Source organism: Methylosinus sp. LW4 (assembly GCF_000379125.1).
Lineage (GTDB): Bacteria > Pseudomonadota > Alphaproteobacteria > Rhizobiales > Beijerinckiaceae > Methylosinus.
Genome location: NZ_KB900626.1, coordinates 3830419 through 3852621, shown reverse-complemented (window position 1 = coordinate 3852621; position 22203 = coordinate 3830419). Strand labels below are relative to the sequence as shown.

Annotated in this window: 25 protein-coding genes; 19 read left to right on the top strand and 6 right to left on the bottom strand. The window is 66.0% G+C overall.

What is annotated here, in order from left to right; genetic code table 11:
- Positions 1 to 15 precede the first annotated feature (15 nt).
- Together adh and METLW4_RS0119215 are read left to right on the top strand one after the other, a co-directional pair.
- The gene (gene adh / locus METLW4_RS0119220) at positions 16 to 1533 is read left to right on the top strand and encodes an aldehyde dehydrogenase (RefSeq protein ID WP_018267864.1); all 1518 of its coding nucleotides are present in this window, start codon (positions 16 to 18) and stop codon (positions 1531 to 1533) included.
- Between the two features lie 256 nt (positions 1534 to 1789).
- On the top strand, positions 1790 to 1996 hold the full coding sequence (locus tag METLW4_RS0119215; protein WP_018267863.1) for a type II toxin-antitoxin system HicA family toxin: 207 nt from the start codon (positions 1790 to 1792) through the stop codon (positions 1994 to 1996).
- Here the strand turns inward: METLW4_RS0119215 and METLW4_RS0119210 are convergent, their stop codons facing one another.
- Positions 1997 to 2293 carry a type II toxin-antitoxin system HicB family antitoxin gene (locus tag METLW4_RS0119210; RefSeq protein WP_018267862.1) on the bottom strand — a complete coding sequence of 99 codons (297 nt, stop codon included), beginning with the start codon at positions 2291 to 2293 and terminating at the stop codon, positions 1997 to 1999.
- Positions 2294 to 2478: 185 nt separating this feature from the next.
- Between METLW4_RS0119210 and METLW4_RS0119200 the strand changes: the two genes are divergently transcribed.
- The 6 genes from METLW4_RS0119200 (at position 2479) to METLW4_RS0119175 (ending at position 6765) form a co-directional block, all read left to right on the top strand.
- Positions 2479 to 3459, top strand: coding sequence for an HlyD family secretion protein (locus METLW4_RS0119200; protein WP_018267860.1), 981 nt, complete (start codon positions 2479 to 2481; stop codon positions 3457 to 3459).
- On the top strand, positions 3456 to 4382 hold the full coding sequence (locus METLW4_RS0119195; RefSeq protein WP_018267859.1) for an ABC transporter ATP-binding protein: 927 nt from the start codon (positions 3456 to 3458) through the stop codon (positions 4380 to 4382). Before METLW4_RS0119200 ends, METLW4_RS0119195 begins: the two co-directional genes overlap by 4 nt.
- Positions 4379 to 5527, top strand: a complete 1149-nt coding sequence (locus METLW4_RS0119190) for an ABC transporter permease (RefSeq protein WP_018267858.1) — start codon at positions 4379 to 4381, stop codon at positions 5525 to 5527. The genes METLW4_RS0119195 and METLW4_RS0119190 overlap by 4 nt, the downstream gene beginning before the upstream one ends.
- Positions 5528 to 5700: 173 nt before the next feature.
- A complete protein-coding gene (locus METLW4_RS27930; protein ID WP_157235254.1) occupies positions 5701 to 5880 on the top strand; it encodes a hypothetical protein in 180 nt (59 codons plus the stop codon).
- 35 nt (positions 5881 to 5915) lie between these two features.
- Positions 5916 to 6341, top strand: coding sequence for a hypothetical protein (locus tag METLW4_RS0119180; RefSeq protein WP_018267856.1), 426 nt, complete (start codon positions 5916 to 5918; stop codon positions 6339 to 6341).
- Positions 6342 to 6465: 124 nt separating this feature from the next.
- Positions 6466 to 6765 carry a zinc ribbon domain-containing protein YjdM gene (locus METLW4_RS0119175; RefSeq protein ID WP_018267855.1) on the top strand — a complete coding sequence of 100 codons (300 nt, stop codon included), beginning with the start codon at positions 6466 to 6468 and terminating at the stop codon, positions 6763 to 6765.
- 21 nt (positions 6766 to 6786) lie between these two features.
- On the opposite strand, the gene METLW4_RS0119170 is transcribed toward METLW4_RS0119175, so the two are convergent.
- Entirely contained in the window at positions 6787 to 7305 is a 519-nt protein-coding gene (locus tag METLW4_RS0119170) for a TIGR00645 family protein (protein ID WP_018267854.1), read from the bottom strand.
- A 340-nt stretch (positions 7306 to 7645) separates the two neighbouring features.
- On the opposite strand from METLW4_RS0119170, the gene METLW4_RS0119165 reads away from it, so the two are divergent.
- From METLW4_RS0119165 to METLW4_RS0119120, 9 genes are all read left to right on the top strand, one after another.
- Complete coding sequence (locus tag METLW4_RS0119165; protein ID WP_018267853.1) at positions 7646 to 9418, top strand: acetolactate synthase 3 large subunit; 1773 nt, start codon at positions 7646 to 7648, stop codon at positions 9416 to 9418.
- Positions 9419 to 9499: 81 nt separating this feature from the next.
- Positions 9500 to 10051: an acetolactate synthase small subunit gene (gene ilvN / locus METLW4_RS0119160; RefSeq protein WP_026191637.1), complete on the top strand. Its 552-nt coding sequence runs from the start codon at positions 9500 to 9502 to the stop codon at positions 10049 to 10051.
- A gap of 207 nt (positions 10052 to 10258) precedes the next feature.
- Positions 10259 to 11278: a ketol-acid reductoisomerase gene (gene ilvC / locus METLW4_RS0119155; protein ID WP_018267851.1), complete on the top strand. Its 1020-nt coding sequence runs from the start codon at positions 10259 to 10261 to the stop codon at positions 11276 to 11278.
- 242 nt (positions 11279 to 11520) lie between these two features.
- Positions 11521 to 11940, top strand: a complete 420-nt coding sequence (locus tag METLW4_RS0119150) for a nuclear transport factor 2 family protein (RefSeq protein WP_245258473.1) — start codon at positions 11521 to 11523, stop codon at positions 11938 to 11940.
- Between the two features lie 25 nt (positions 11941 to 11965).
- A complete protein-coding gene (locus METLW4_RS0119145; protein ID WP_018267849.1) occupies positions 11966 to 12286 on the top strand; it encodes a hypothetical protein in 321 nt (106 codons plus the stop codon).
- Between the two features lie 188 nt (positions 12287 to 12474).
- Positions 12475 to 13380, top strand: a complete 906-nt coding sequence (locus tag METLW4_RS0119135; RefSeq protein ID WP_018267847.1) for a PhzF family phenazine biosynthesis protein — start codon at positions 12475 to 12477, stop codon at positions 13378 to 13380.
- Positions 13377 to 14087: an NUDIX hydrolase gene (locus METLW4_RS0119130; RefSeq protein WP_018267846.1), complete on the top strand. Its 711-nt coding sequence runs from the start codon at positions 13377 to 13379 to the stop codon at positions 14085 to 14087. The genes METLW4_RS0119135 and METLW4_RS0119130 overlap by 4 nt, the downstream gene beginning before the upstream one ends.
- Positions 14088 to 14134: 47 nt before the next feature.
- Positions 14135 to 15928 carry a 3-dehydroquinate synthase gene (gene aroB / locus METLW4_RS27125; protein ID WP_018267845.1) on the top strand — a complete coding sequence of 598 codons (1794 nt, stop codon included), beginning with the start codon at positions 14135 to 14137 and terminating at the stop codon, positions 15926 to 15928.
- Positions 15929 to 15945: 17 nt separating this feature from the next.
- Positions 15946 to 17253, top strand: a complete 1308-nt coding sequence (locus METLW4_RS0119120; RefSeq protein WP_018267844.1) for an HlyC/CorC family transporter — start codon at positions 15946 to 15948, stop codon at positions 17251 to 17253.
- 12 nt (positions 17254 to 17265) lie between these two features.
- Here METLW4_RS0119120 and METLW4_RS0119115 read toward each other — a convergent pair whose 3' ends face one another.
- The gene (locus METLW4_RS0119115) at positions 17266 to 17751 is read right to left on the bottom strand and encodes a winged helix-turn-helix transcriptional regulator (RefSeq protein WP_026191635.1); all 486 of its coding nucleotides are present in this window, start codon (positions 17749 to 17751) and stop codon (positions 17266 to 17268) included.
- 77 nt (positions 17752 to 17828) lie between these two features.
- Between METLW4_RS0119115 and METLW4_RS0119110 the strand changes: the two genes are divergently transcribed.
- Both METLW4_RS0119110 and kdsA read left to right on the top strand, forming a co-directional pair.
- The gene (locus METLW4_RS0119110) at positions 17829 to 18728 is read left to right on the top strand and encodes an SDR family oxidoreductase (protein ID WP_018267842.1); all 900 of its coding nucleotides are present in this window, start codon (positions 17829 to 17831) and stop codon (positions 18726 to 18728) included.
- Positions 18729 to 18762: 34 nt separating this feature from the next.
- Positions 18763 to 19620, top strand: a complete 858-nt coding sequence (gene kdsA / locus METLW4_RS0119105; protein WP_018267841.1) for a 3-deoxy-8-phosphooctulonate synthase — start codon at positions 18763 to 18765, stop codon at positions 19618 to 19620.
- Between the two features lie 135 nt (positions 19621 to 19755).
- Here kdsA and queF read toward each other — a convergent pair whose 3' ends face one another.
- From queF to METLW4_RS26640, 3 genes are read right to left on the bottom strand one after another with little or no spacing between them, the layout of a single operon-like run.
- Positions 19756 to 20217, bottom strand: a complete 462-nt coding sequence (gene queF / locus METLW4_RS0119100; protein ID WP_018267840.1) for a preQ(1) synthase — start codon at positions 20215 to 20217, stop codon at positions 19756 to 19758.
- A gap of 32 nt (positions 20218 to 20249) precedes the next feature.
- Complete coding sequence (locus METLW4_RS0119095; protein WP_018267839.1) at positions 20250 to 21590, bottom strand: peptide MFS transporter; 1341 nt, start codon at positions 21588 to 21590, stop codon at positions 20250 to 20252.
- Positions 21587 to 22165, bottom strand: a complete 579-nt coding sequence (locus METLW4_RS26640; protein ID WP_051079649.1) for a DUF2939 domain-containing protein — start codon at positions 22163 to 22165, stop codon at positions 21587 to 21589. The genes METLW4_RS0119095 and METLW4_RS26640 overlap by 4 nt, the downstream gene beginning before the upstream one ends.
- Positions 22166 to 22203: the final 38 nt, after the last annotated feature.

The window sequence follows — 22203 nt, the reverse complement described above, 5'->3', positions numbered from 1 at the left end:
TAAAGGGGAAACGTCATGACGAGGCCCGAATTCCTCCGCTCCACGACGCCGAAGTTCGAGGCGCGCTACGAGAATTTCATCGGCGGCCGCTGGATCGCTCCGCGCGCCGGCCGCTATTTCGAGAATGTGACTCCGGTCAATGGACAGATTCTCTGCGAGGTCCCGCGTTCCGACGCGACCGACATAGAGCTCGCGCTCGACGCCGCCCATGCCGCCAAGGACGCTTGGGGCCGCGCCAGCGTCGGCGAGCGTGCGCGCGTTCTCCTCGCCGTCGCCGATCGCATGGAGCAAAATCTCGCGGCGCTGGCGGAAGCCGAGAGCTGGGACAATGGCAAGCCGATCCGCGAGACGACGGCCGCCGACATTCCGCTCGCCATCGATCATTTCCGCTATTTCGCCTCGGCGATCCGCGCGCAGGAAGGCGGCATATCGGAAATCGACCATGACACGGTCGCCTATCATTTCCACGAGCCGCTCGGCGTCGTCGGCCAGATCATCCCGTGGAACTTCCCGCTGCTGATGGCGGCGTGGAAGCTCGCTCCCGCGATTGCGGCGGGCAATTGCGTGGTGCTGAAACCGGCCGAGCAGACGCCCGCCTCCATACTCGTATGGGCGAAGATCGTCGGCGATCTTCTGCCGGCCGGCGTCGTCAATATCGTCAATGGATTCGGCCTCGAGGCCGGCAAGCCGCTCGCCTCCTCGCCGCGCATCGCCAAGATCGCCTTCACCGGCGAGACCAGCACGGGACGGCTGATCGGCGAATATGCCGCGCGCAATCTCATCCCCACGACATTGGAGCTCGGCGGCAAATCGCCCAACATATTCTTCGCCGATGTGGCGGCGGAGGACGACGCATTCCTCGACAAGGCGCTCGAAGGCTTCGCCATGTTCGCGCTCAATCAGGGCGAGGTCTGCACTTGCCCGAGCCGCGCTCTGGTGCACCGAAGCATCTATGACAAATTCATCGAGAAGGCGGTGAAGCGCGTCGGCGCCATCGTGCAGGGCGACCCGCTCGACGCCAAGACGATGATCGGCGCGCAGGCCTCCAAGGAGCAGATGGAGAAGATCCTCGGCTATATCGACATCGGCCAGAAGGAAGGCGCGGACATATTGATCGGCGGCGGACGCGCCGAGCTCGGCGGCGATCTTTCCGGCGGCTATTATGTGAAGCCCACAGTGCTCGCCGGCAATAATAAGATGCGCGTGTTCCAGGAGGAGATTTTCGGACCCGTCGTGTCGGTGACGGTGTTCGACACGGATGAAGAGGCGGTGGCGATCGCCAATGACACGATCTTCGGCCTCGGCGCCGGCGTGTGGACGCGCGATATCAACCGCGCCTATCGCGTCGGCCGCGCCGTGCAGGCGGGACGCGTGTGGACCAATTGCTATCATGCCTATCCGGCGCATGCGGCCTTCGGCGGCTACAAGCAGTCCGGCATCGGCCGCGAGAATCATCGCATGATGCTCGATCACTACCAGCAGACGAAGAATCTGCTGGTCAGCTATAGCCCGGACAAGCTCGGCTTCTTCTGAGCGTCCGGCCGGGGCGGCCGTTTCCCTCCCTGCGGTCGCCCCGCTCCCTTTCCTTGAATAAATCAGTAGTGCATTGTCAATTGCGGCGACGAGCGCTCGAGCGAGAGGACAGATTTTCTACTTGTGAATATTTGATTTTACGTCGCGGCCAGAGCCTCACATGGGATAAACCGGCGAAGTCGACCACTTTTGACGCTTTTTGCAATTGACGCGAATTGGCTTGCGGTATCCTCCAGCCTCTTCACTGGAGTGATTCATGCTCACCGACAGCCGCGCCGACAGCCGCGAGATCATCCGTCGTCTGGAACGCGAAGGCTGGCTGCTCGTCCGCTCCAAGGGCTCGCATCGGCAATACAAGCATCCGAACATCGTCGGACGCGTCACCGTCGCTCATCCAAAGAAGAATATTCCGCCGAAGACCGCCGCCGACATTTATCGTCAGGCCGGCTGGCCGAAGGACTGATTATTCCGCCGCGCGCGAGAGCCTGTCCCAAGGGGCTTCGATGGCGATGATGAAGGCGGCTCCTTCGAAGCTCTCCGCCCATTCTGGGTCGTCTCTCAATTTCGATAGCTCGCGCGGCTCGGGGATCGGCGCGCCGTCCTCGCGCATGCCGTCCGCCCAAAGCTCCAGCGCCTCGGTCGCCATGACGAAGAGATCGTCGAGCTCGTCGGCCGCCGAGAAGCAGCCTGGCGCGTCGGGAAAGCTCACGCCATAGGCGCTGCCCTCTTCCTGATGGACGATCGCGATATAGGGTTTCATGGTCGGCCTGCTTTTCGAAATCGTCGACAATATAGCTCATACGCCGGATTTGGCCACGCCCTTGCGACGCCAGCAGGGTCTTGACCGCGCCCTCCGCGCGACTTAACAGCCTGACGCGAGGGGGAGGCTCGGATCGAGCATATCGGGCGCGCCGGCCCGCTCCGTCCGCCGTTGCGAGGACGGAAATGAGACGCTGGCTCCTGCTCGTCCTGCTGATCCCCGTCACGCTCGGCCTATGGCGGATGCGCGGCGACGCCTATGGCTCCGGCGCCTTCCTCGGCTATGTCGAGGGCGAGCTTCTCTATATCGGCCCGGTGGAGGGCGAGCGTCTCGCCCGGCTCGACGTCGAGGCCGGCAAGGAGGTCGCGGAAGGCGAGCCTCTCTTCTCCATGGCCACGCCGGTGCTGGACCGCCAACGCGCGGAAGCCGCCGCGCGGCTGGCGCAAATGCAGGCGCAGCTCGAGAATCTGCGCGCCTCGATGAATCGTCCGCAGCAGATCGCCGTGCTGCAAGCGGCCGTCGAGGCCGCGCGCGCCTCGGCCGCGCTCTCGGCCGCCGAATATGAGCGCAAGCGCATTCTCTACTCGCATGGCAATGCGCCGAAATCGGCGCTCGATCAGGCGGTGATGGCGCGCGATCGCGACAAGGCCGCGCTCGCCGAGGCGGAACGCCAGATCGAGGTCGCGCGCCTGCCGAGCCGCAATCAGGAGATCGACGCCGCGCAATCGGCGATCGTCATGGCGCGCGCGCAGATCGAGCAGCTCGACACGCGCATCGCGCGGCAGAAGGTCGTCGCGCCGGCGGCGGGCGTGGTGCAGGATATTTTCTTCCGCGCCGGCGAGATGGTGGCCGCCGGCCAGCCGGCGCTCTCTCTGCTGCCGCCGCAAAATCGCAAGGTGCGCTTCTATGTTCCGCAGGAGCGGCTCGCCGCGGCGAAGCTCGGCGCCAGCGTCGCCGTCGAATGCGACGGCTGCGAGAAGGGGCTTTCCGGCCGCATCAGCTTCATCGCGCAGCGGGAGGAATATACGCCGCCGGTGATCTTCAGCGATCAGGAGCGCGCCAAGCTCGTCTTCAAGGCGGAGGCGCGGCTCGAGGACAGAGCGCTGCTGCTGCCGCTCGGCCTTCCCGTGCGCGTGCGCCTTTCCGCCGAGAGCGCGGCGCCGTGAGCGGCGTCGAGATCGCCATCGAGGCCGAGGGGCTCACCAAATCCTTCGGCGCCCGCAAGGTGGTCGACAATCTCACCATGCGCGTCGAGCGTGGCCGCATTCACGGCTTCCTCGGCCCCAATGGCAGCGGCAAGACGACGACGATCCGCATGCTCTGCGGATTGCTGACGCCCGATTCCGGCCGCGGCTCCTGCCTCGGCTATGACATTCGCACGCAGCAAAACGAGATCAAGCGCCGGGTCGGCTATATGACGCAGCGCTTCTCGCTCTACGCCGATCTCTCGATCCGCGAGAATCTCGAATTCGTCGCGCGCATCTACGGCCTCGCGCGGCCCGTGGAGGCGGCGCGGGAGGCGCTCATTCGCTTAGGGTTGGACAAGCGCGCCGAGCAGCTCGCCGGCGAGCTCTCCGGCGGCTGGAAGCAGCGCTTGGCGCTCGCCGCCTGCATATTGCCCGGCCCTGCGCTGCTGCTGCTCGACGAGCCGACGGCGGGCGTCGATCCCAAGGCGCGGCGCGATTTCTGGGACGAGATTCATTCGCTCGCCGCGCAAGGCCTCACCGTGCTCGTCTCCACCCACTACATGGACGAGGCGGAGCGCTGTCACGAGATCGCCTATATCGCCGACGGACGCCTTTTGGCGCAGGGAACGATCGCCGAGATCGTCGCCCGCTCCGGCCTCTCCACTTACATCGTGACCGGCCCCGACCTCGGCGCGCTCGCCGCGCGGCTGAAGGCGACCGAGGGCGTGGACATGGTCGCGCCTTTCGGCATGGCGCTGCATGTCGCCGGCCGCGACGCCGCGCGCCTCGCGGAGATCGTGCGCGCGTTCGGCGAGAACGCGCCGCAGCAATGGACGCGCGGCGAGCCTTCGCTCGAGGATGTGTTCATCGACCTCATGACGCATAGAGAGGCGCGCGCATGAGCGTCCCGCCGAACATACGCGCCGCGCTCGGGCGCCTCTATGCGATGTTCGTGAAGGAGCTGATTCAGCTGCGTCGCGACCGCGTGACGTTGGCGATGATCGTCGGCATTCCGCTCATTCAGCTCTTGCTGTTCGGCTACGCCATCAACGCCGATCCCAAGCATCTCGCCACGGCGCTGTTGGTGCAGGACGACGGGCCGCTGGCGCGCTCCTTCGTCGCGGCGCTCCGCACGACCGATTATTTCGACATCATCGCCGCGGCGACGGACGAGAGCGACGCCGAGAAGCTGATCCTCTCCAATCGCGTGCAATTCGTCATAGAGGTGCCGCCCGATTTCGGCCGGCGCGTCATTCGCGGCGAGCGGCCTCCCGTGCTCGTCGTCGCCGACGCCACCGATCCCACGGCGACCGGCGGCGCCGTCTCCGCCGTGACGGCCGCGGCCGCGAGCGCGCTGGACCGCGAGCTGACCGGCCCGCTCGCGCATCTCGCGCAAGGACCGCCGCCTTTCGAGGTGCGGGTGCATCGCCGCTACAATGCGGCTGGCGAGACGCGCCGAAACATCGTGCCCGGACTCGTCGGCACGATTCTCACAATGACCATGCTGATCTACACCGCGCTCTCGGTGACGCGCGAGATCGAGCGCGGCACGATGGAGGCGCTGCTCGCAATGCCGGTGCGGCCGACCGAGATCATGCTCGGCAAGATCGCGCCTTATGTCGTGGTCGGCGGCGTGCAGATGGGCATTATCCTCATCGTCGCGACGCTATTGTTCGGCGTGCCGATCGTCGGCTCGCTGCTCGCGCTGGCGCCGCTGACGCTCTTGTTCATCACCGCCAATCTCTCGGTCGGCTACACATTCTCGACGATCGCCGTCAATCAATTGCAGGCGATCCAGATGACCTTCTTCTTCTTCCTGCCCAATATGCTGCTCTCGGGCTTCTTCTTCCCCTTCCGCGGCATGCCGCAATGGGCGCAATATGTCGGCGAGGCGCTGCCGCTCACCCATTATCTGCGCATCGTGCGCTCGATCATGCTGAAAGGCTCGAGCTTCGGCGACCTGACCAGCGACACGCTCGCGCTCGGCGTCTTCACTCTGGCGGCGATGGGCGTCGCGGTGATGCGCTTCCGCCAGACACTGGACTGATACGGCTTCGCCGATTGGTTCGCGCGGCATTTGCCGCCTTCCTTCTCCCCGCATTGCGGGGAGAAGGGGGAACGCGCCCAACCATTCAGCCGGACGCGCTTGACCCCGCCATACGCAAGCGCCAGGATGACAGGGTGGAAGGCGTCGGGCCGCATCGGCGCGAAAGGGCGATCATGAACGCTTTTAGTCGCAACATGCTGCTCGCGCTCGGCGTCGCAGGCTTCGGCTATTTTCTGTGGTCGCTCTTCGTCGCCAGCCGCTATCAGGCGCTTTGCGAAATCTCCTATTGGTCCGCGACCGAGGCGCAATTGCGCGCTTGCGACGAGATGCGCTCCTCCCTGCCGAGAAATTGACGAGGCCGCGCCGCGCGCGCATTGCGGAACATGGAATGAACGCCTCACTCTACGCCCTTGCTTCCTTCGCGCTGCTGCTCGCGCCGCACGCCCTCGCCTCAGAAATTCATCTCGATTGCGGGCGCACGAATCGGACGGTCGCGATCGACATCGACACCGGCCGGCGCTTCGTGCAGCTCATTTGGGAGGACGGCGTCGCCGAGGAATATCGCGACGGCGATTCCTATGTCTCCGGCGCGAGCGGCTCCAGCGAGACGCAAAAGGTCACTTATGCGGTCAGCGTCGACAAGGATGCGGTGAGCTTCGGCCAGGACCGCGTCTGCGTCGCCGCGAATGGCAAATGCCACGACCAGCATGTTCGCAACCTGCTCGACATAGCCGCCGGCACGCTGAAATATGACGATGGCGGCGTCATCGCCGTGATGAAATGCGCGCCCGCGCCGCCGGGCCGCCGATTCTGAGAGGCGGCCGGCCCGACAATACCATCGCAGAGCTTCACCTTGCGCCGAGGCGGCGCGGTCGCCTAAGAGAGCGCATCCCGATGCGCGGCTCTCGCGCGCGGCGTTCAATCGAAAAGAGGTTCGCGTGGCCGACGACGAAGACTATGTCTATGACGAAGCGAGCGGCGAATGGGTTCCGGCGTCGCAGCTCGCCGCGGCGGCGGCGCAGGCGAAAGTCGTGAAGGATTCGGCCGGCAATGTGCTCGCCGACGGCGACTCGGTCATCCTCATCAAGGATCTGAAGGTGAAGGGCGCCAATCAGACCTTGAAGCAGGGCACTGTGATCAAATCGATCCGCCTCACCGACGATCCCGAGGAGATCGACTGCCGGCACGACGCCATCAAAGGTCTGGTGCTGCGCACGGAATTCGTGAAGAAGCGCTGAGCCGGCCTCTTGGCCCGCTCGTCAATGCCCGTTGACGTCATGGCTCTTGCCATGGCCGTTCGCGAGGCGCTCCGACAGAGCGAAGGCCAGCGTCGAGACGACGAACACCATATGAATGCCGAGATAGAAATACAGCTCCCGGTCGTTGGTGTGCGGCACGTCCATGAAGGCTTCGAGCAATTTGATCGCCGATATGGCGACGATGGTCGAGAGCAGCTTCAGCTTCAGCTCGGAGAAATCGATCGAGCCCATCCAGTCCGGCCAGCCGGGCTGGTTCTTCGTATCGACTCTCGAGACGAAATTCTCGTAGACCGACAGCATGACCGTCACCACGAGCGCGCCGGTCAGCGTCATGTCGATGAGGTCCAGCACCAGCAGCGTCATGTCGGATTCGGCGGCGGTGAGGAGATGCGCCGTCGCCTCGTAGAGACGTACGCTCGCCTTATAGAGCAGCTCCAGCAGCCCCACCGCCAGCATGACGAAGAAGGGCGCGAGCAGCCAGCGCGACATGAACAGGAAGGATTCGAAAAAGCGCTTCATCTTCGACTCGTTCTCGTGGGGAGGCGACGGAGCCGTACACGAATTCGCCGCGCCGGCCAAGCTCAGGAGACCGGCGCGCGCGCCGATCGCCCCTATGCCCGCGGAATCGCCTTGACCCCTGCGGTCGTCTCCCGTAACGTCTGCTCCGTTATTTCACCTGGAGCGGGCCGTGAAGGGCATTCTTCTCGTAGGCAGGGCGCTGGAGACGGAGCGGGTCTGATCCCGAGCTTCCGCCGCTGGCGCTTATCCGAGGCCCTCCAGGGGGCCTTTTTTATTGCCTATGGGGGCGCGCCCGCGCGGCCCTACGTCTCGAGGGTCGAGGAAAGCGGAGCTGGAGAGAATGGCGAAGCAAATGACCGGAGCGGAAATGGTGGTCGAGGCCCTGAAGGACCAGGGCGTCGAAGTGCTTTTCGGCTATCCCGGCGGCGCCGTCCTTCCGATCTATGACGTTCTCTTCCACCAGGAGAAGGTGCGGCATATTCTCGTGCGCCACGAGCAGGGCGCGGCGCACGCCGCCGAGGGTTACGCCCGCTCCTCCGGCAAGCCGGGCGTGCTGCTGGTGACATCCGGCCCCGGCGCCACCAACACCATCACCGGCCTCACCGACGCGCTGATGGACTCCATTCCGCTGGTCTGCATCACCGGCCAGGTGCCGACGCATCTCATCGGCTCCGACGCCTTTCAGGAATGCGACACGGTCGGCATCACCCGCCACTGCACCAAGCATAATTATCTGGTGAAGAATATCGCCGATCTGCCGCGCATTCTGCACGAGGCTTTCTATGTCGCCTCCAGCGGGCGGCCGGGGCCGGTCGTCATCGACATTCCCAAGGATGTGCAATTCGCGTCGGGGGCCTACACCGGCCCGCGCAATGTGCATCACAAGACCTATCAGCCCAAGCTCGACGCCGACACCGACGCCATTCGCCGCGCGGTGAAGATGATGGCCGCCGCCAAGCGGCCGATCTTCTATACGGGCGGCGGCGTCATCAATTCCGGCCCGGCCGCCTCGACGCTGCTGCGCGAATTGGTGTCGCTCACCGGCTTTCCGATCACCTCGACGCTGATGGGCCTCGGCGCCTATCCGGGCTCTGGGCCGAACTGGCTCGGCATGCTCGGCATGCACGGCACTTTCGAGGCCAATAACGCCATGCACGACTGCGATCTGATGATCGCCGTCGGCTCGCGCTTCGACGATCGCATCACCGGACGGCTCGACGCCTTCTCGCCCGGCTCGAAGAAAATCCACATCGATATCGATCGCTCCTCGATCAATAAGAATGTGAAGGTCGATCTGCCGATCGTCGGCGATTGCGGCCATGTGCTCGAGAGCATGGTGCGCATCTGGCGCGCCGAGGCGATGCACGCCGAGAAGCAGCCGCTCGACGCCTGGTGGAAGAAGATCGACGAATGGCGCGACCGCAAGTCGCTGGCCTTCCGCAACTCGGACAAGGTCATCAAGCCGCAATACGCCGTGCAGCGGCTCTATGCGCTGACCAAGGATCGCGATCCTTACGTCACCACCGAGGTCGGCCAGCATCAGATGTGGGCCGCGCAGCATTATCATTTCGACGAGCCCAATCGCTGGATGACCTCCGGCGGGCTCGGCACAATGGGCTATGGCCTGCCGGCGGCGATCGGCGCGCAGCTCGCGCATCCCAAATCGCTGGTCGTCGATATCGCCGGCGAGGCGTCCATTCTGATGAACATTCAGGAGATGTCGACGGCGATCCAATATCGGCTGCCGGTCAAGATCTTCATCCTGAACAATGAATATATGGGCATGGTGCGCCAGTGGCAGGAGCTGCTGCACGGCGGACGCTACTCGCACTCCTATTCCGAGGCGCTGCCCGATTTCGTGAAGCTCGCCGAGGCCTTCGGCGCCAAGGGCATTCGCTGCTCCGATCCCGCCGATCTCGATCGCGCCATTCAGGAGATGATCGACTATGACGGGCCGGTGATCTTCGACTGTCTCGTCGAGAAGGGCGAGAATTGCTTCCCGATGATCCCCTCGGGCAAGGCGCATAACGACATGCTGCTCGCCGATCTCTCCGACGACGCCGGAGTCGAGCTCGGCTCGATCATCGACGAAAAGGGCAAGATGCTGGTGTGAGCGAATAGCGAAATAGCGAGTAGCGAATAGAGCTACTCGCTATTCGCCACTCGCCACTCGCCACTCGCTGGAAACGGACCCATGAACGCTCCCCTCTCGCCACCCTCGCCCTACTCGTCCCCGACGTCGCGCTCCAATGTGGAGACGCATACGCTCGCCGTGCTGGTCGACAATGAGCCGGGCGTGCTGGCGCGCGTCGTCGGCCTGTTCTCCGGGCGCGGCTATAATATCGAGAGCCTGACGGTGGCGGAGGTCGCCCATGGCGAGCATCTCTCGCGCATCACCGTCGTCACCTCCGGCACGCCGGAAACGATCGAGCAGATTCAGCATCAGCTCGAGCGGCTGGTGCCGGTCCACAAGGTCACCGACCTCACCGTCTCCGCCCGCTCGCTGGAGCGCGAGCTGGCCATGGTGAAGGTCAAGGGCAAGGGCGAGGAGCGCAACGCCGCTCTGCAGCTGGCCGAGGCTTTCCGCGCCCGCGTCGTCGACGCCACCATCGAGAGCTTCATCTTCGAGCTGACCGGAAAGCCCGACAAGATCGACGAATTCGTCGATCTTTTGCGCCCGATCGGCCTCGTCGAGGTGTCGCGGACGGGGGTCGCGGCGATCTCGCGCGGGCCGGACCCGATCTGACCGCGCAAATCCTTAATTTTTGACCTTCGCGCGCCGGACGCGTAGAAAGGTCGGCGAAATACGCTCTCGTCCTGCGGTTCTTCCCGAGACGAGAGAAAAGCCACGTAAAATCAATCAGGAAACCGACTCCACCGGCGCGACCGGCGGTTGCGGCGCTCTTGAAGACTAGCGACGGCCGACTGTCGTCCTGCGGGGGAAAGCGAGAATATGCGCGTCTATTACGATCGGGATGCCGACATCAATCTGATCAAGGGCAAGAAGGTCGCGGTGGTGGGCTATGGCAGCCAGGGCCACGCCCATGTCCTGAACCTCAAGGATTCCGGCGTCGGCGAGGTCGCGGTCGCGCTGCGCAAGGGCTCTGCCTCCGCCAAGAAGGCCGAGGGCGCCGGCGTCAAGGTGCTGGAGGTGGCCGAGGCCGCCAAATGGGCCGATGTCGTCATGATGCTGACGCCGGACGAGCTGCAGGGCGAGATCTACGCCGCCGAGCTCGCGCCGAATCTCAAGCCCGGCGCGGCGCTGCTCTTCGCCCATGGCCTCAACATCCACTTCAATCTCATCGAGCCGCGCGCGGATCTCGACGTCATCATGGTCGCGCCCAAGGGCCCCGGCCATACGGTGCGCGGCGAATATCTGAAGGGCGGCGGCGTCCCCTGCCTCATCGCCGTGCATCAGAACGCCTCCGGCAATGCGCTCGAGCTCGGCCTCTCCTACGCCTCGGCGATCGGCGGCGGCCGCGCCGGCATAATCGAGACCACCTTCCGCGAGGAATGCGAGACCGATCTCTTCGGCGAGCAGGTCGTGCTCTGCGGCGGCCTCGTCGAGCTGATCCGCAATGGCTTCGAGACGCTGGTCGAGGCTGGCTATGCGCCGGAAATGGCCTATTTCGAGTGCCTTCACGAGGTCAAGCTGATCGTCGACCTCATCTATGAGGGCGGCATCGCCAATATGAACTATTCGGTCTCCAACACGGCCGAATATGGCGAATATGTCACCGGCCCGCGCATCGTCACCAAGGACACCAAGGCCGAGATGAAGCGCGTGCTCGAGGACATTCAGTCCGGCAAGTTCACCCGCGACTGGATGCTCGAGAACAAGGTGAGCCAGACGTCCTTCAAGGCCACGCGCGCCCGCAACGCCGCCCATCCGATCGAGGAGGTCGGCGGACGCCTGCGCGCGATGATGCCCTGGATCGGCAAGAATCGGCTGGTCGACAAGGACCGCAATTAGAGCGCGTTCCGATCGAGCGGAATCGCTCGATCGATCAGAATTCGCTCCCAACGAATGTTTCGAGAGCGCGAGCCGAGCCGATCGGATCGCGCTGTCGTCGAGCGCGATGGAGGGGGCCATAGGGAAGTTCAGCTCGGATCGAACGCAACGTCGAGACAGGAGCGGCCGAGACGCCGCCCCTACGACGGAGAGGCGCGATGCAGCCGAAAATCGACGCGCCTGACGAAGAGGAACGTCGCAAGTTGAGACACAATGTCTTCGAGATCACGCGCCTGCGCATGTCGGGCCAGATCGAGGAGATGTTGCGTTATTTTGCGCCGGATGTGATCGTTCGCTATCACGCGACCAAGGAAGGCTTGTTTCTTCCCGGCGTCCTACATGGCCGCGAGGCGTTTCGCGAGAATATTCGTCTCACCGACGTCGACTATGAGCCCCTCGGCAGCGAGGTGCTGGACATATTGGTGGACGGCGACATGACGGCGGTGCGGTGGCGCAACTCCTGGCGGCATCGCAACTCCGGCCGCACGGCGACCATGGACATGGCGCATTTCCTGTCCTGGCGAAACGGCATGGTCGTCGAAGTGTTCGAATATCTCGATTATCACGGCTGGAATCCCTTCAGCGACCACGAGCTCATCGAAAGGGACGAGCCCCGCCCCTGAGAAGAAAGCGCGAATCGAGGCGCCCATGACCGATATCGAAGAGCTTTTCGCCCATCGCCCGCCGGGGCTGGAACGCGACGAAATCCGTCGCCGCCTCGATCTGATCGCCTCGCAGCCGGCCGAGAACGGCGATTTCAGCGTCATCCACGAGTTGTTCTCGCCGGATGTCGTCTGCGAGTTCGTCGGCGACAAGACGCGCATTCCCTATGCCGGCCGGCATACGGGCGTCGATGCGCTGCTCAATATTTTGCGCGCCATCAACATAGACTTCTGCCAGTCGGAGCCGATGATCGACGATGTGGTCATCGACGGCGGCCGCGTCGCGCTCCGGCGCAGCGTGCGCTGACGGCATCGCGGCACCGGCCTCGAGGGCCGCGTCGACCTCGCCGATTTCGTGCGTTTCGAGCACGGGCTCATCGTCGAATTGATCGAGTTCCGCGATTCGATCAGCATTCTCAACATTCAGGGCGAGCCCTCCTGGCCCTGAATGTCGGCCCTGCCCCTTTTGGCCCCAGCCGAGCCTCCGCCCTCCCCATGCGATTGCGCTTTTTCACGCTCGACGTCTTCACGACGCATCGTTTCGCCGGCAATCCGCTCGCTGTCGTGCTCGGCGCGGACGGGCTCGACGGCGCGACGATGCAGACTATCGCGCGCGAGTTCGCGCTCAGCGAGACCGTCTTCGTGCTGGAGCCGCGCGACCCGGTGAACACGGCGCGGCTGCGTATCTTCACGCCAGCGCGCGAGCTGCCTTTCGCCGGCCATCCGACCATCGGCGCGGCGATCCTCCTCGCCACACAGCGCGCGCCGGAGATGCTGACGCGCAATGGAATCGTCATCGCGCTCGAGGAGGAGGTCGGCCTCGTCCGCTGCGATGTGGTGAGGGACGCCTCCCGCGCCGTTCTCGCCCGCTTCGCCGCGCCGCGCCTGCCGCTTCCCGGAGCGCCGGCGCCAGAGGCCGAAGCGCTGGCCCGCGCGCTCGGCCTCTCGGCCGCGGATATCGGCTTCGCCCGCCATATTCCTTCGCGCTTCTCGGCCGGAGTGGAGTTCGTCTTCATTCCGCTCTCCACCCGCGCGGCGCTGGATCGCGCGCGGCCGGACCCGGCGCTCTTTCCGGCCGTCATGGGCGAGGCGGTCGGCGCCTATCTCTACACCAGCGACACGGTGGAGCCGGCGAGCGCGGTCTGCGCGCGAATGTTCGCCAATGGCGTCGGCATTGGAGAGGACCCGGCCACGGGCTCGGCCGCCGCGGCCTTCGCCGGCGTCGCCCACGCCTTCGAGGCGCCGGAGGACGGCGAGCACGAATTCGTCATCGAGCAGGGCTACGCCATGGGCCGCCCCTCCCGCATCATCCTCGGCTCGCGGATCGAGGCGGGCCGGCTCGTCACCGTCACGGTGGCGGGCCATGCGGTGGAAATGCAACGCGGAGAATTGGAATTATGAGCGGCGAGATCGAGATCGCCGACGCCGCCGCCCTGCATTGCGTGCTCGAGCCGCATGACTGGGCCTTCGATCGGTTGCGCGGCGCGGAGATCGACGCCCATTGGGCCGCGCGCCGCGCCCTGGTCCCCTCGCTCTATGACGGGCCTGTGCTGCTCGCCCATGGCGTCTCGCGCGGGGAGAATGGGACGCTCGGCGTCAAATTCTTCGCGACGCGCTTCTCGCGCTTTCTCGCCTGGCGGGATTTCGGCTTTCCGGGCGGCGGCGTCCACAATTGCTTCTCCATGCCGGCGCTGCGCTCGTCCGACGGCGCCTTTCTGCTCGGCGAGATGGGGGCGGATCATTCCGCTCCCGGGGCGATCTATTTCCCCGCCGGCACGCCGGACCCGAGCGACCTGCGCGACGGGATCGTCGATCTCGAGGCCAATCTGCTCCGCGAGCTGGAGGAGGAGACCGGCATTGCGGCGCATGAGGTGCGGCTTTCGCCCGAATGGACCATCGTCTTCGCCGGGCCGCGCGTCGCCTGCATGCGAATCGCGCAATCCTCGCTCTCCGCCGCCGCGCTGGAGGAGCGCGTGACCGCCTTTATCGCCGCGCAGAGCAAGCCGGAGCTGGCCGGCGTGCGCATGGCCGCGCGGCAAGCCGACCTCGCCGAGCCACGAATGCTTCACTTCATCCGCCGTTTTCTCGAGCCGCTGCTGCCCACATGAGCAAATGGGGGCTGAATTTCCTGGCGGCGCGGTGTAGATTGTACCTCATGAGCAAAGTGCAAGCGATCGGCGGCCATGCGGCGCGGCCGGGCGGACAGACTCCGCCCGAGGACAGCGCGCGCGCCATTCGCGGCGCTCTGCTCGGCCGCTCGCTGGTGCTCGTCGGCATGATGGGCTCGGGCAAGACCTCCATCGGCCAGCGCTTGGCGCAGCGTCTCGGCCTGCCGTTCAAGGACGCCGACGCAGAGATCGTCGCCGCCGCGGCCGGCATGTCGATCCCCGATATTTTCGCCAAATATGGCGAGGCGCATTTCCGCGATTGCGAGCGCCGCGTCATCGCCCGCCTGCTGGCCGGCGAGCCCTGCGTGCTGGCCACCGGCGGCGGCGCCTTCATGGACGAGGCCACCCGCGCGCGGGTGAAGGAGCGCGGCGTCTCGCTGTGGTTCGACGCCGCGCATGACGTGCTGCTGCGCCGCGTGCGCCGCAAGGGCGACCGGCCCCTGCTGCAGACCAGCGACCCCGCCGCCGTGCTGCGCCGGCTGATGGACGAGCGCTATCCGGTCTACCGCCAGGCCGACATCGCCGTGCTCTCCCGCGACGTTGCGCATGAGGTGATGGTCGAGGAGACCATCGCCGCGCTGCTGGCCTTTGCGCATGGAGCGCCGGAGAGCGCGACCACACGAGGATTCGACAGATTCATGACGTCACGAACGCCGCCCGCCCCCGTCGAGCCGCAGACTGTCGAGGTGGGGCTCGGCGACCGCGCCTATGACATCATCATCGGCGCCGGGCTGCTCGAGCAGGCGGGCGAGCATCTCGCGCGCGTCGCGCCGGGCGCCGCCTGCGCCATCGTCACCGACGCCAATGTCGCGCGGCTGCAGCTGCCCGTGCTGCGCCACAGCCTCGAGAAAGCCGGGATACGCACGGTCTCGATCATCGTCGAGCCGGGCGAGGCCTCCAAATCCTTCCCCGTCTTCCAGCGCGTCTGCGAGGAGATTTTGGAAGCCCGCATCGAGCGGCGCGATGTGGTGCTGGCGCTGGGCGGCGGCGTCGTCGGCGATCTCGCCGGCTTCGCGGCGGCGAGCGTCAGGCGCGGCTCGCGCTTCGTGCAGGCGCCGACCACTCTGCTGGCGCAAGTCGACTCCTCCGTCGGCGGCAAGACCGGCATCAACACGCCGCAGGGCAAGAATCTCGTCGGCGCCTTCTATCAGCCCTCGCTGGTGCTGGCCGATGTCGACGCTCTGGCCACTCTGCCGCTGCGCGAGTTCCGCGCCGGCTACGCCGAGGTCGTGAAATACGGCCTCATCGACGACGCCTTCTTCTTCGAATGGCTGGAGAACAACGCCTCCGCCGTCTTCGCCGACCGCGCCGCGCGCGTCGAGGCGATCTCGGTGAGCTGCCGCTCCAAGGCCAAGATCGTCGCCCGCGACGAGACCGAGCAGGGCGATCGCGCTCTGCTCAATCTCGGCCATACTTTCGGTCACGCCCTCGAGCGGCTCGTCCATTACGACAGCGAGCGCCTCGTCCATGGCGAGGGCGTCGCCATCGGCCTCGTCAGCGCCTTCCGCTTCTCGGCGCGGCTCGGCCTCTGCAGCCTGCAGGACGCCGAGCGCGTCGGCCGCCATCTCGCCCGCGTCGGCCTGCCGACCCGCATTCGCGACATTCCCGGCTGGCGCGACGACGCCGACGCCATGCTCGACGCCATGTTCCAGGACAAGAAGGTCGAGAGAGGCGCGCTCACCTTCATTCTGGCGCGCGGGATCGGACGGTCCTTCGTCTCCAAGGGCGTGGACGTCGATCTGGTGCGCAGCTTCCTCAAAGACGAAATCACGCGCGAGTAGCGCGAGCAGGGTCCAACATGCACGGCGGAGCGGAAGCGGGCCTGGAGAATGTCGACATATGGGTCGCGACCCTGGTCGTGCTTTTATGCGTGCTTCTCTCGGCCTTTTTCTCCGCCTCGGAGACGGCGCTGACCGCCGCCTCCCATGCGCATATGCACTCGCTGGAGAAGGAGGGCGATCGCCGCGCGGCGGTGGTCAATCGCCTGCTGCGCCAGCGCAATCGCATGATCGCGGCGCTGCTGCTCGGCTCCACTCTGGTCAATATCGGCGGCTCGGCCTTCACCACCAGCGTGCTGGTCTATCTCACCGGCGAGAGCGGCGCCGTCTACGCGACCATCATCATGACGGTGCTGCTGCTGGTCTTCGCCGAGGTTCTGCCCAAGACGGTGGCGATCAACCATCCAGACCGCCTGTCCCTGCGCGTCGCCCGCGTCATCAGCGTCTTCGTCGCCGTCTTCGGCCCGCTGCTCTTTGCGGTGGAGGCCTTCGTGCGCGGTGTGCTGAAGCTCGCGGGCGTCGAGATCGGCCATGGCCGCACGCTGCTCTCGCCCTATGACGAGCTCAAGAGCGCCGTCGACATCATGCATGAGGAAGGCACCGTCGAGCGCAATTGGCGCGACATGTTCGGCGGCGTGCTCGATCTACAAGTGCTGCATGTCGCCGATGTGATGATCCACCGCACCAAGATGCGCACCATAGACGCCGATCTGCCGCCCGAGCAGATCGTGCGCGAGGTGCTGGCCTCACCTTTCACGCGCATGCCCTTGTGGCGCGACCGCCCGGACAATTTCATCGGCGTCATCCACTCCAAGGATCTGCTGCGCGCGCTCGACGCGGCGAAGGCGGATTTCTCCAAGCTCAATGTCGACGATATCGCGCTCGAGCCCTGGTTCGTGCCGGAGTCGACGACGCTCGAGGATCAGCTCGAGGCCTTCCTCAAGCGCAAGACGCATTTCGCGCTCGTCGTCGACGAATATGGCGAGGTGATGGGCCTCGTCACGCTCGAGGACATATTGGAGGAGATCGTCGGCGACATTCGCGACGAGCATGACCTCGCCATGCAGGGCGTGCGCCCGCAGGAGGACGGTTCGGTGCTCGTCGACGGCGCCGTGCCGGTGCGCGATCTCAATCGCGTCATGGAATGGAGCCTGCCGGACGAGGAGGCGACGACCATCGCTGGCCTCGTCATCCATGAGGCGGCGGCGATTCCCGAGGCGGGGCAAGTGTTCAACTTCCACGGTTTCCGCTTCGAGGTGCTGCGCAAGATGCGCAACCGCATCACCGTGCTGAAAGTGACGCCCGCGGAGGCCAAGGAGCCGGAGTGACGGGCGCCCGGCTCACGCCGCGCTCTCTTCGGCAGGCGCTTCGTCTGCGGCGAGCCCTTCGTCTGCGACAGGCCCTTCGTCGAAGCGCCGACGCGCAGCGACGATCGCCGGATGGCTCTGCTCCGCCCAGCGAATGAGCGCGGCCAGCGGCTCCATCATGGCGACGCCGAGCGGCGTCAGCCGATAATCCACGCTCGGCGGCTTGGTCGGATAGACCCTGCGCGCGACAAGCCCATCGCGCTCCAACGTGCGCAGCGTCTGCGTCAGCATGCGCTTCGAAATATCCGGCGTCGCGCGATTGAGCGCGCCGAAACGCTGCGGTCCCCCAGCCAGCGCGATCAAGATCAGCGTCGACCATTTGTCGCCGACGCGATCCAGCACATCGCGCACCGGACAGCGGCTCGCATCCAGCGCCAGACCTCGCCATTCGTCGAATTTGCGCGCGAGCTCCTCCCGCGCCGTCATCGAGACGGTTCCCTCGGCGTCCCCTTGTCCCAAAAAGCTGCCTCCTTCACGGTCTCTGAAGTCTCGTTTAGAGACCTTATATCAGAAACGAGACCCAAAGGAACGCCGCTATGACTTCCTCCGCTCATCCGCGCATTTTCGTCACCGGCGCGACCGGCCAGCTCGGCCGGCTCGTCATCGCCGCGCTGCTGCGAAACATTCCGGCGACGCGCATCGTCGCCGGCGTGCGCCGAACCGACAGCGACGCCGCCCGCGATCTCGCCGCCCGCGGCGTGGAGCTGCGCATCGCCGATTATTCCCGCCCGGAGACCCTCGACCCGGCCTTCGTGGGCGTCGATCGTCTGCTGCTGATCTCCTCGAGCGAGGTGGGCCAGCGCGTGGCGCAGCACCGCAATGTCATAGCGGCGGCGACGCGGGCCGGCGTCGGCCTTCTCGCCTATACGAGCCTGCTGCGCGCCGATGTCTCGCCGCTGGCGCTGGCGCAGGAACATCGCGAGACGGAAGCAAACCTGCGCGCCTCGGGAACGCCTTTCGCGCTGCTGCGCAATGGCTGGTATACGGAAAATTACGCCGCCTCCATCGCCCCGGCGCTGGCGCATGGCGTCTTCATCGGCGCCGCCGGCGCGGGCAAGATCGCCTCCGCCGCGCGCGGCGATTACGCCGAGGCCGCCGCCGCCGTGCTGACGGGCGCGGATCAGGCCGGCCGCATCTATGAGCTGGCCGGAGACGAGGCCTATACGCTCGGCGAATTCGCCGCCGCGATCAGCGATGTCGCGGGGCGAAAGATCGCCTATCAGAACCTGCCCGAAGCCGATTTCGCCGGGGCTCTCGTCGGCGCCGGCCTGCCGGGCGCATTCGCCGCTCTGCTGGCCGATTCCGACGCGGGCGCGGCGAAAGGCGCGCTGTTCGACCATGGCCTCCAGCTCAGCGCGCTGATCGGCCGGCCGACGACGCCCTACGCCGTCACTATCGCGCAGACATGGGCGACTCTCGCCGCCGCCCACAAATGACGCGCCGCGCCGCGATCGGTGATAAGCTTCGCGGATGAGCCAAGCGGCGGATTTCTCCACGGTCACGGTCGGCGCTTCTCGCCGCGTCGTCTTCGGCGATCATTTGCCGCTCGCCCTCATCGCCGGCCCCTGCGCGCTGGAGAGCCGCGCGCAGGGCCTGGAGATCGCCGAAGCGCTGGCCGCGCTCGCCGAGCGGCTGAGCATTGGCGTGGTCTTCAAAGCCTCTTTCGACAAGGCCAATCGCAGCTCCGGCTCCTCAGGACGCGGCCTCGGCCTTGCCGCCGCTCTGCCGATCTTCGCCGAGATCGAGGAGCGCTTCGGCCTTCCCATCCTCACCGACGTCCATGAGACGACGCAATGCGCGCCTGTCGCGGAAGTGGCGGATATTCTGCAAATCCCCGCCTTCCTCTGCCGGCAGACCGATCTTCTGGCGGCGGCGGCGCGCACGGGGCGCGTCGTCAATGTGAAGAAGGGCCAGTTTCTCGCGCCCTGGGACATGCGCCACGCCATCGACAAGCTGCGCGCCGAAGGCGCCGCCGGCGCGCTGGTCACGGAGCGCGGAACCAGCTTCGGCTATAACGCCCTCGTCTCCGACATGCGCGCGCTGCCCATTCTCGCCGAGACGACCGGCGTTCCAGTCATTTTCGACGCCACGCATTCCGTGCAGCAGCCGGGTGGGCTCGGCGCGGCCTCCGGCGGCGAAAGGCGCTTCGTGCCCGTGCTGGCGCGGGCTGCGGCGGCTGTGGGCGTCGCCGGCCTCTTCATCGAGACGCATCCAGACCCGGACAGCGCCGTCTCCGACGGTCCGAACATGATCGCGCTGCGCGATCTGCCGGCGCTGGTGGAGGAGTTGCTGCCCTTCGATCGGCTGGCGAAAGAGCTTTCCGCTTGAGGTGGAGCGATGGCCCCCTCCCTCACCCTCCCCCGCTTTGCGGGAGAGGGGGGCGTCGACATTTCGCGAACCTTCGATCAAGGCCCGAATCCGCTCCCTTTCCCGCGTAGCGGGGGAGGGCTGGGGAGGGGGCTTTCACCCCCGCCCGCGATAGGGCGGCACGCCCTGGTCGGGCAGCCAGAGTCCTGCGGGCGGCGCGCCCGTCTGCCAGAAGACGTCGATCGGAATGCCGCCGCGCGGATACCAATAGCCGCCGATGCGCAGCCAGCGCGGCGTCATCGCGGCCACGAGATCCTTGGCGATGCGAATGGTGCAATCCTCATGGAAGGCGCCGTGATTGCGATAGCTGCCGAGATAGAGCTTCAGCGACTTCGATTCGACGAGCCATTCCATGGGCGCATAGTCGATGACGATATGCGCGAAATCCGGCTGGCCGGTCACCGGGCAGAGCGAGGTGAATTCCGGCGCGGCGAAACGGACGAGATAGGTCTCGCCCGGATGCGGATTGGCGACGAGGTCGAGCTCGGCCTCTTCGGGCGATTGCGGCAGCGGCGCCTTCTGCCCGAGAAGCGCGGCGCCCTTATGCGTCTTCGTCATGCGCAAAGCTCTTAACCCGACGCGCGCGCGCGTCAATCGGGAATGAGACCCGAGCGAAAGCGGCGCGTGAGCTCGATCATCGCGCCCGCAGCGACGGCCGCGCCGGCGATGAGCGCGAAAAAGCCCGCGCCCGAGAGGCTCGACCAGAAGCCGCCGAGCCAGCCGCCGAGAAAATTGCCGGCGAACATTGTGAGGAACCAGGCGCCCATGGCCATTGAGCGCGAGCGCGGCGGCGCGAGACGCGACACCAGCGAGAGCGTGATCGGCGAAAAGCACAATTCGCCGAGCGTGAGCAAAGCGAAATAGGCCGCCAGCCACAGCCAGCTCGACAGCCCCTCCCCGCGCGTCTCCGCGGCGAAAACGAGGATCAGATAGGAAAGGCCGAGGCAAAAGCAGCCGAGCGACAATTTGACGATGGTCGAGGGCTCCCGCCCCGCCGCCGCGAGCCGCGCCCACAGCGCCACCAGAGGCGGCGTGAAGAGGAAGATCATCAGCGGATTGACGGCCTGAAACCAGGTGACGGGAATTTCGCCGCGCCAGAACAGAAGATCGACATGGCGATCGGTGAAGCGCTCCGCCCACAGCGCGATGGTGTTGCCCTGCTGCTCATAGGCCGCCCAAAAGAGAATGGCCGGCGGCGCCAGCAGCAGCAGGCCGAGCAGCGCGCGCCCATCGCCGTGCGTCGCAGTCGCGTCGACCGGCGCGGGCGCGGCCTCGAGCGGCAAGCTCGGCAGGCCCGCAAGATAGATCGCGAGGCCGATCCCCATGCCGATCCCGGCGCTGGCGAAGCCGTAATGCCAGCCCCAAGTCTCGCCCAGCGTGCCGCTCACCAGCGGCGCGAGAAAGGCTCCGAGATTTATACCGACATAGAAGATAGAGAAGGCGCGGTCGCGGCGCGGATCGTCTTGCCGATAGAGCCCGCCGACTTGCGTGACGATATTGGGCTTGAAGGCGCCATTGCCGAGCGCCAATGTGACCAGCGCCAGCAGAAACAGGCCTTCGGACGCCATCATGAAATGGCCGGCCATCATCAGCGCCGCGCCGAGAATCACCGTGTAGCGGCGCCCGAGCCAGCGATCCGCGAGATAGCCGCCGAGAATGGGCGTCAGATAGACGAAGCCGGTGTAGAGCCCGTAGATTTGTGAGGCGAAAGGCTGCGGCGCCAGCGGGCCGAGCAGAAATTCGAGCCCCTGCTTCAGCGCGCCGAGGCCGATGACGCTCTGCGCTCGCTCCGGCGCGAGCAGATGATCGACCATGTAGAGCACGAGCAGAGCGCGCATTCCATAATAGGAGAAGCGCTCCCACATCTCGGTCGCGAAGAGAAAGGCGAGGCCCTTCGGATGGCCGAGAAGATCGGCCGAGCGCGCGCTCACAGAGGCTCGCCGGCGTCCGGCCGCATGATCTTTTTCAGAATATCCGGCGGGATGCGAATATCGGCGACCTTCCACGTCCAATCTGTGAGCGCGAAGACGATGGCGACGCCATCCTTATGGGTGATGCGAAACCGCGTCGGCGACAGAAGCTCGAAGCGATGCGCGAAGCGACGCAGATCGAGCTCCTTCGGCTCTTGTCCGCCGGCCTCGCCTCCACCGCCGCCGGCCGCCGGCGCGCGCCGCGCCAGCAGAGCGCCGATGGCGGCGGGCGAGACGAAGCGATCGATCGCCGTGTCGATGAGAGCGGGGCCGATCGCGGCCAGCAGCCCGGCGCCGAGCCGCGCACCGGCGCTGCGGCGCCTATCCGCCTCGTCCAGCGCGCGCGACATGACGATGGCCGAAAGCTGCTCCTTGATGGAGGCGCGCACGGCGGGAAAATCGACATGATCGGAAATGGCCGCGGCGTCGCCCGCCTTCACCCCCGCCTCGAGCTGGCGCAGCGAGAGAAAGGCGTAGCCGGCGTAGAGAAGCGCAAGAGCGAGAAGGGCGAAAACGGCGATTAGAGCGCGTCGCATGATCGTTTCCCCAGGAGCCGCCCGAAACAGGGCCGCAG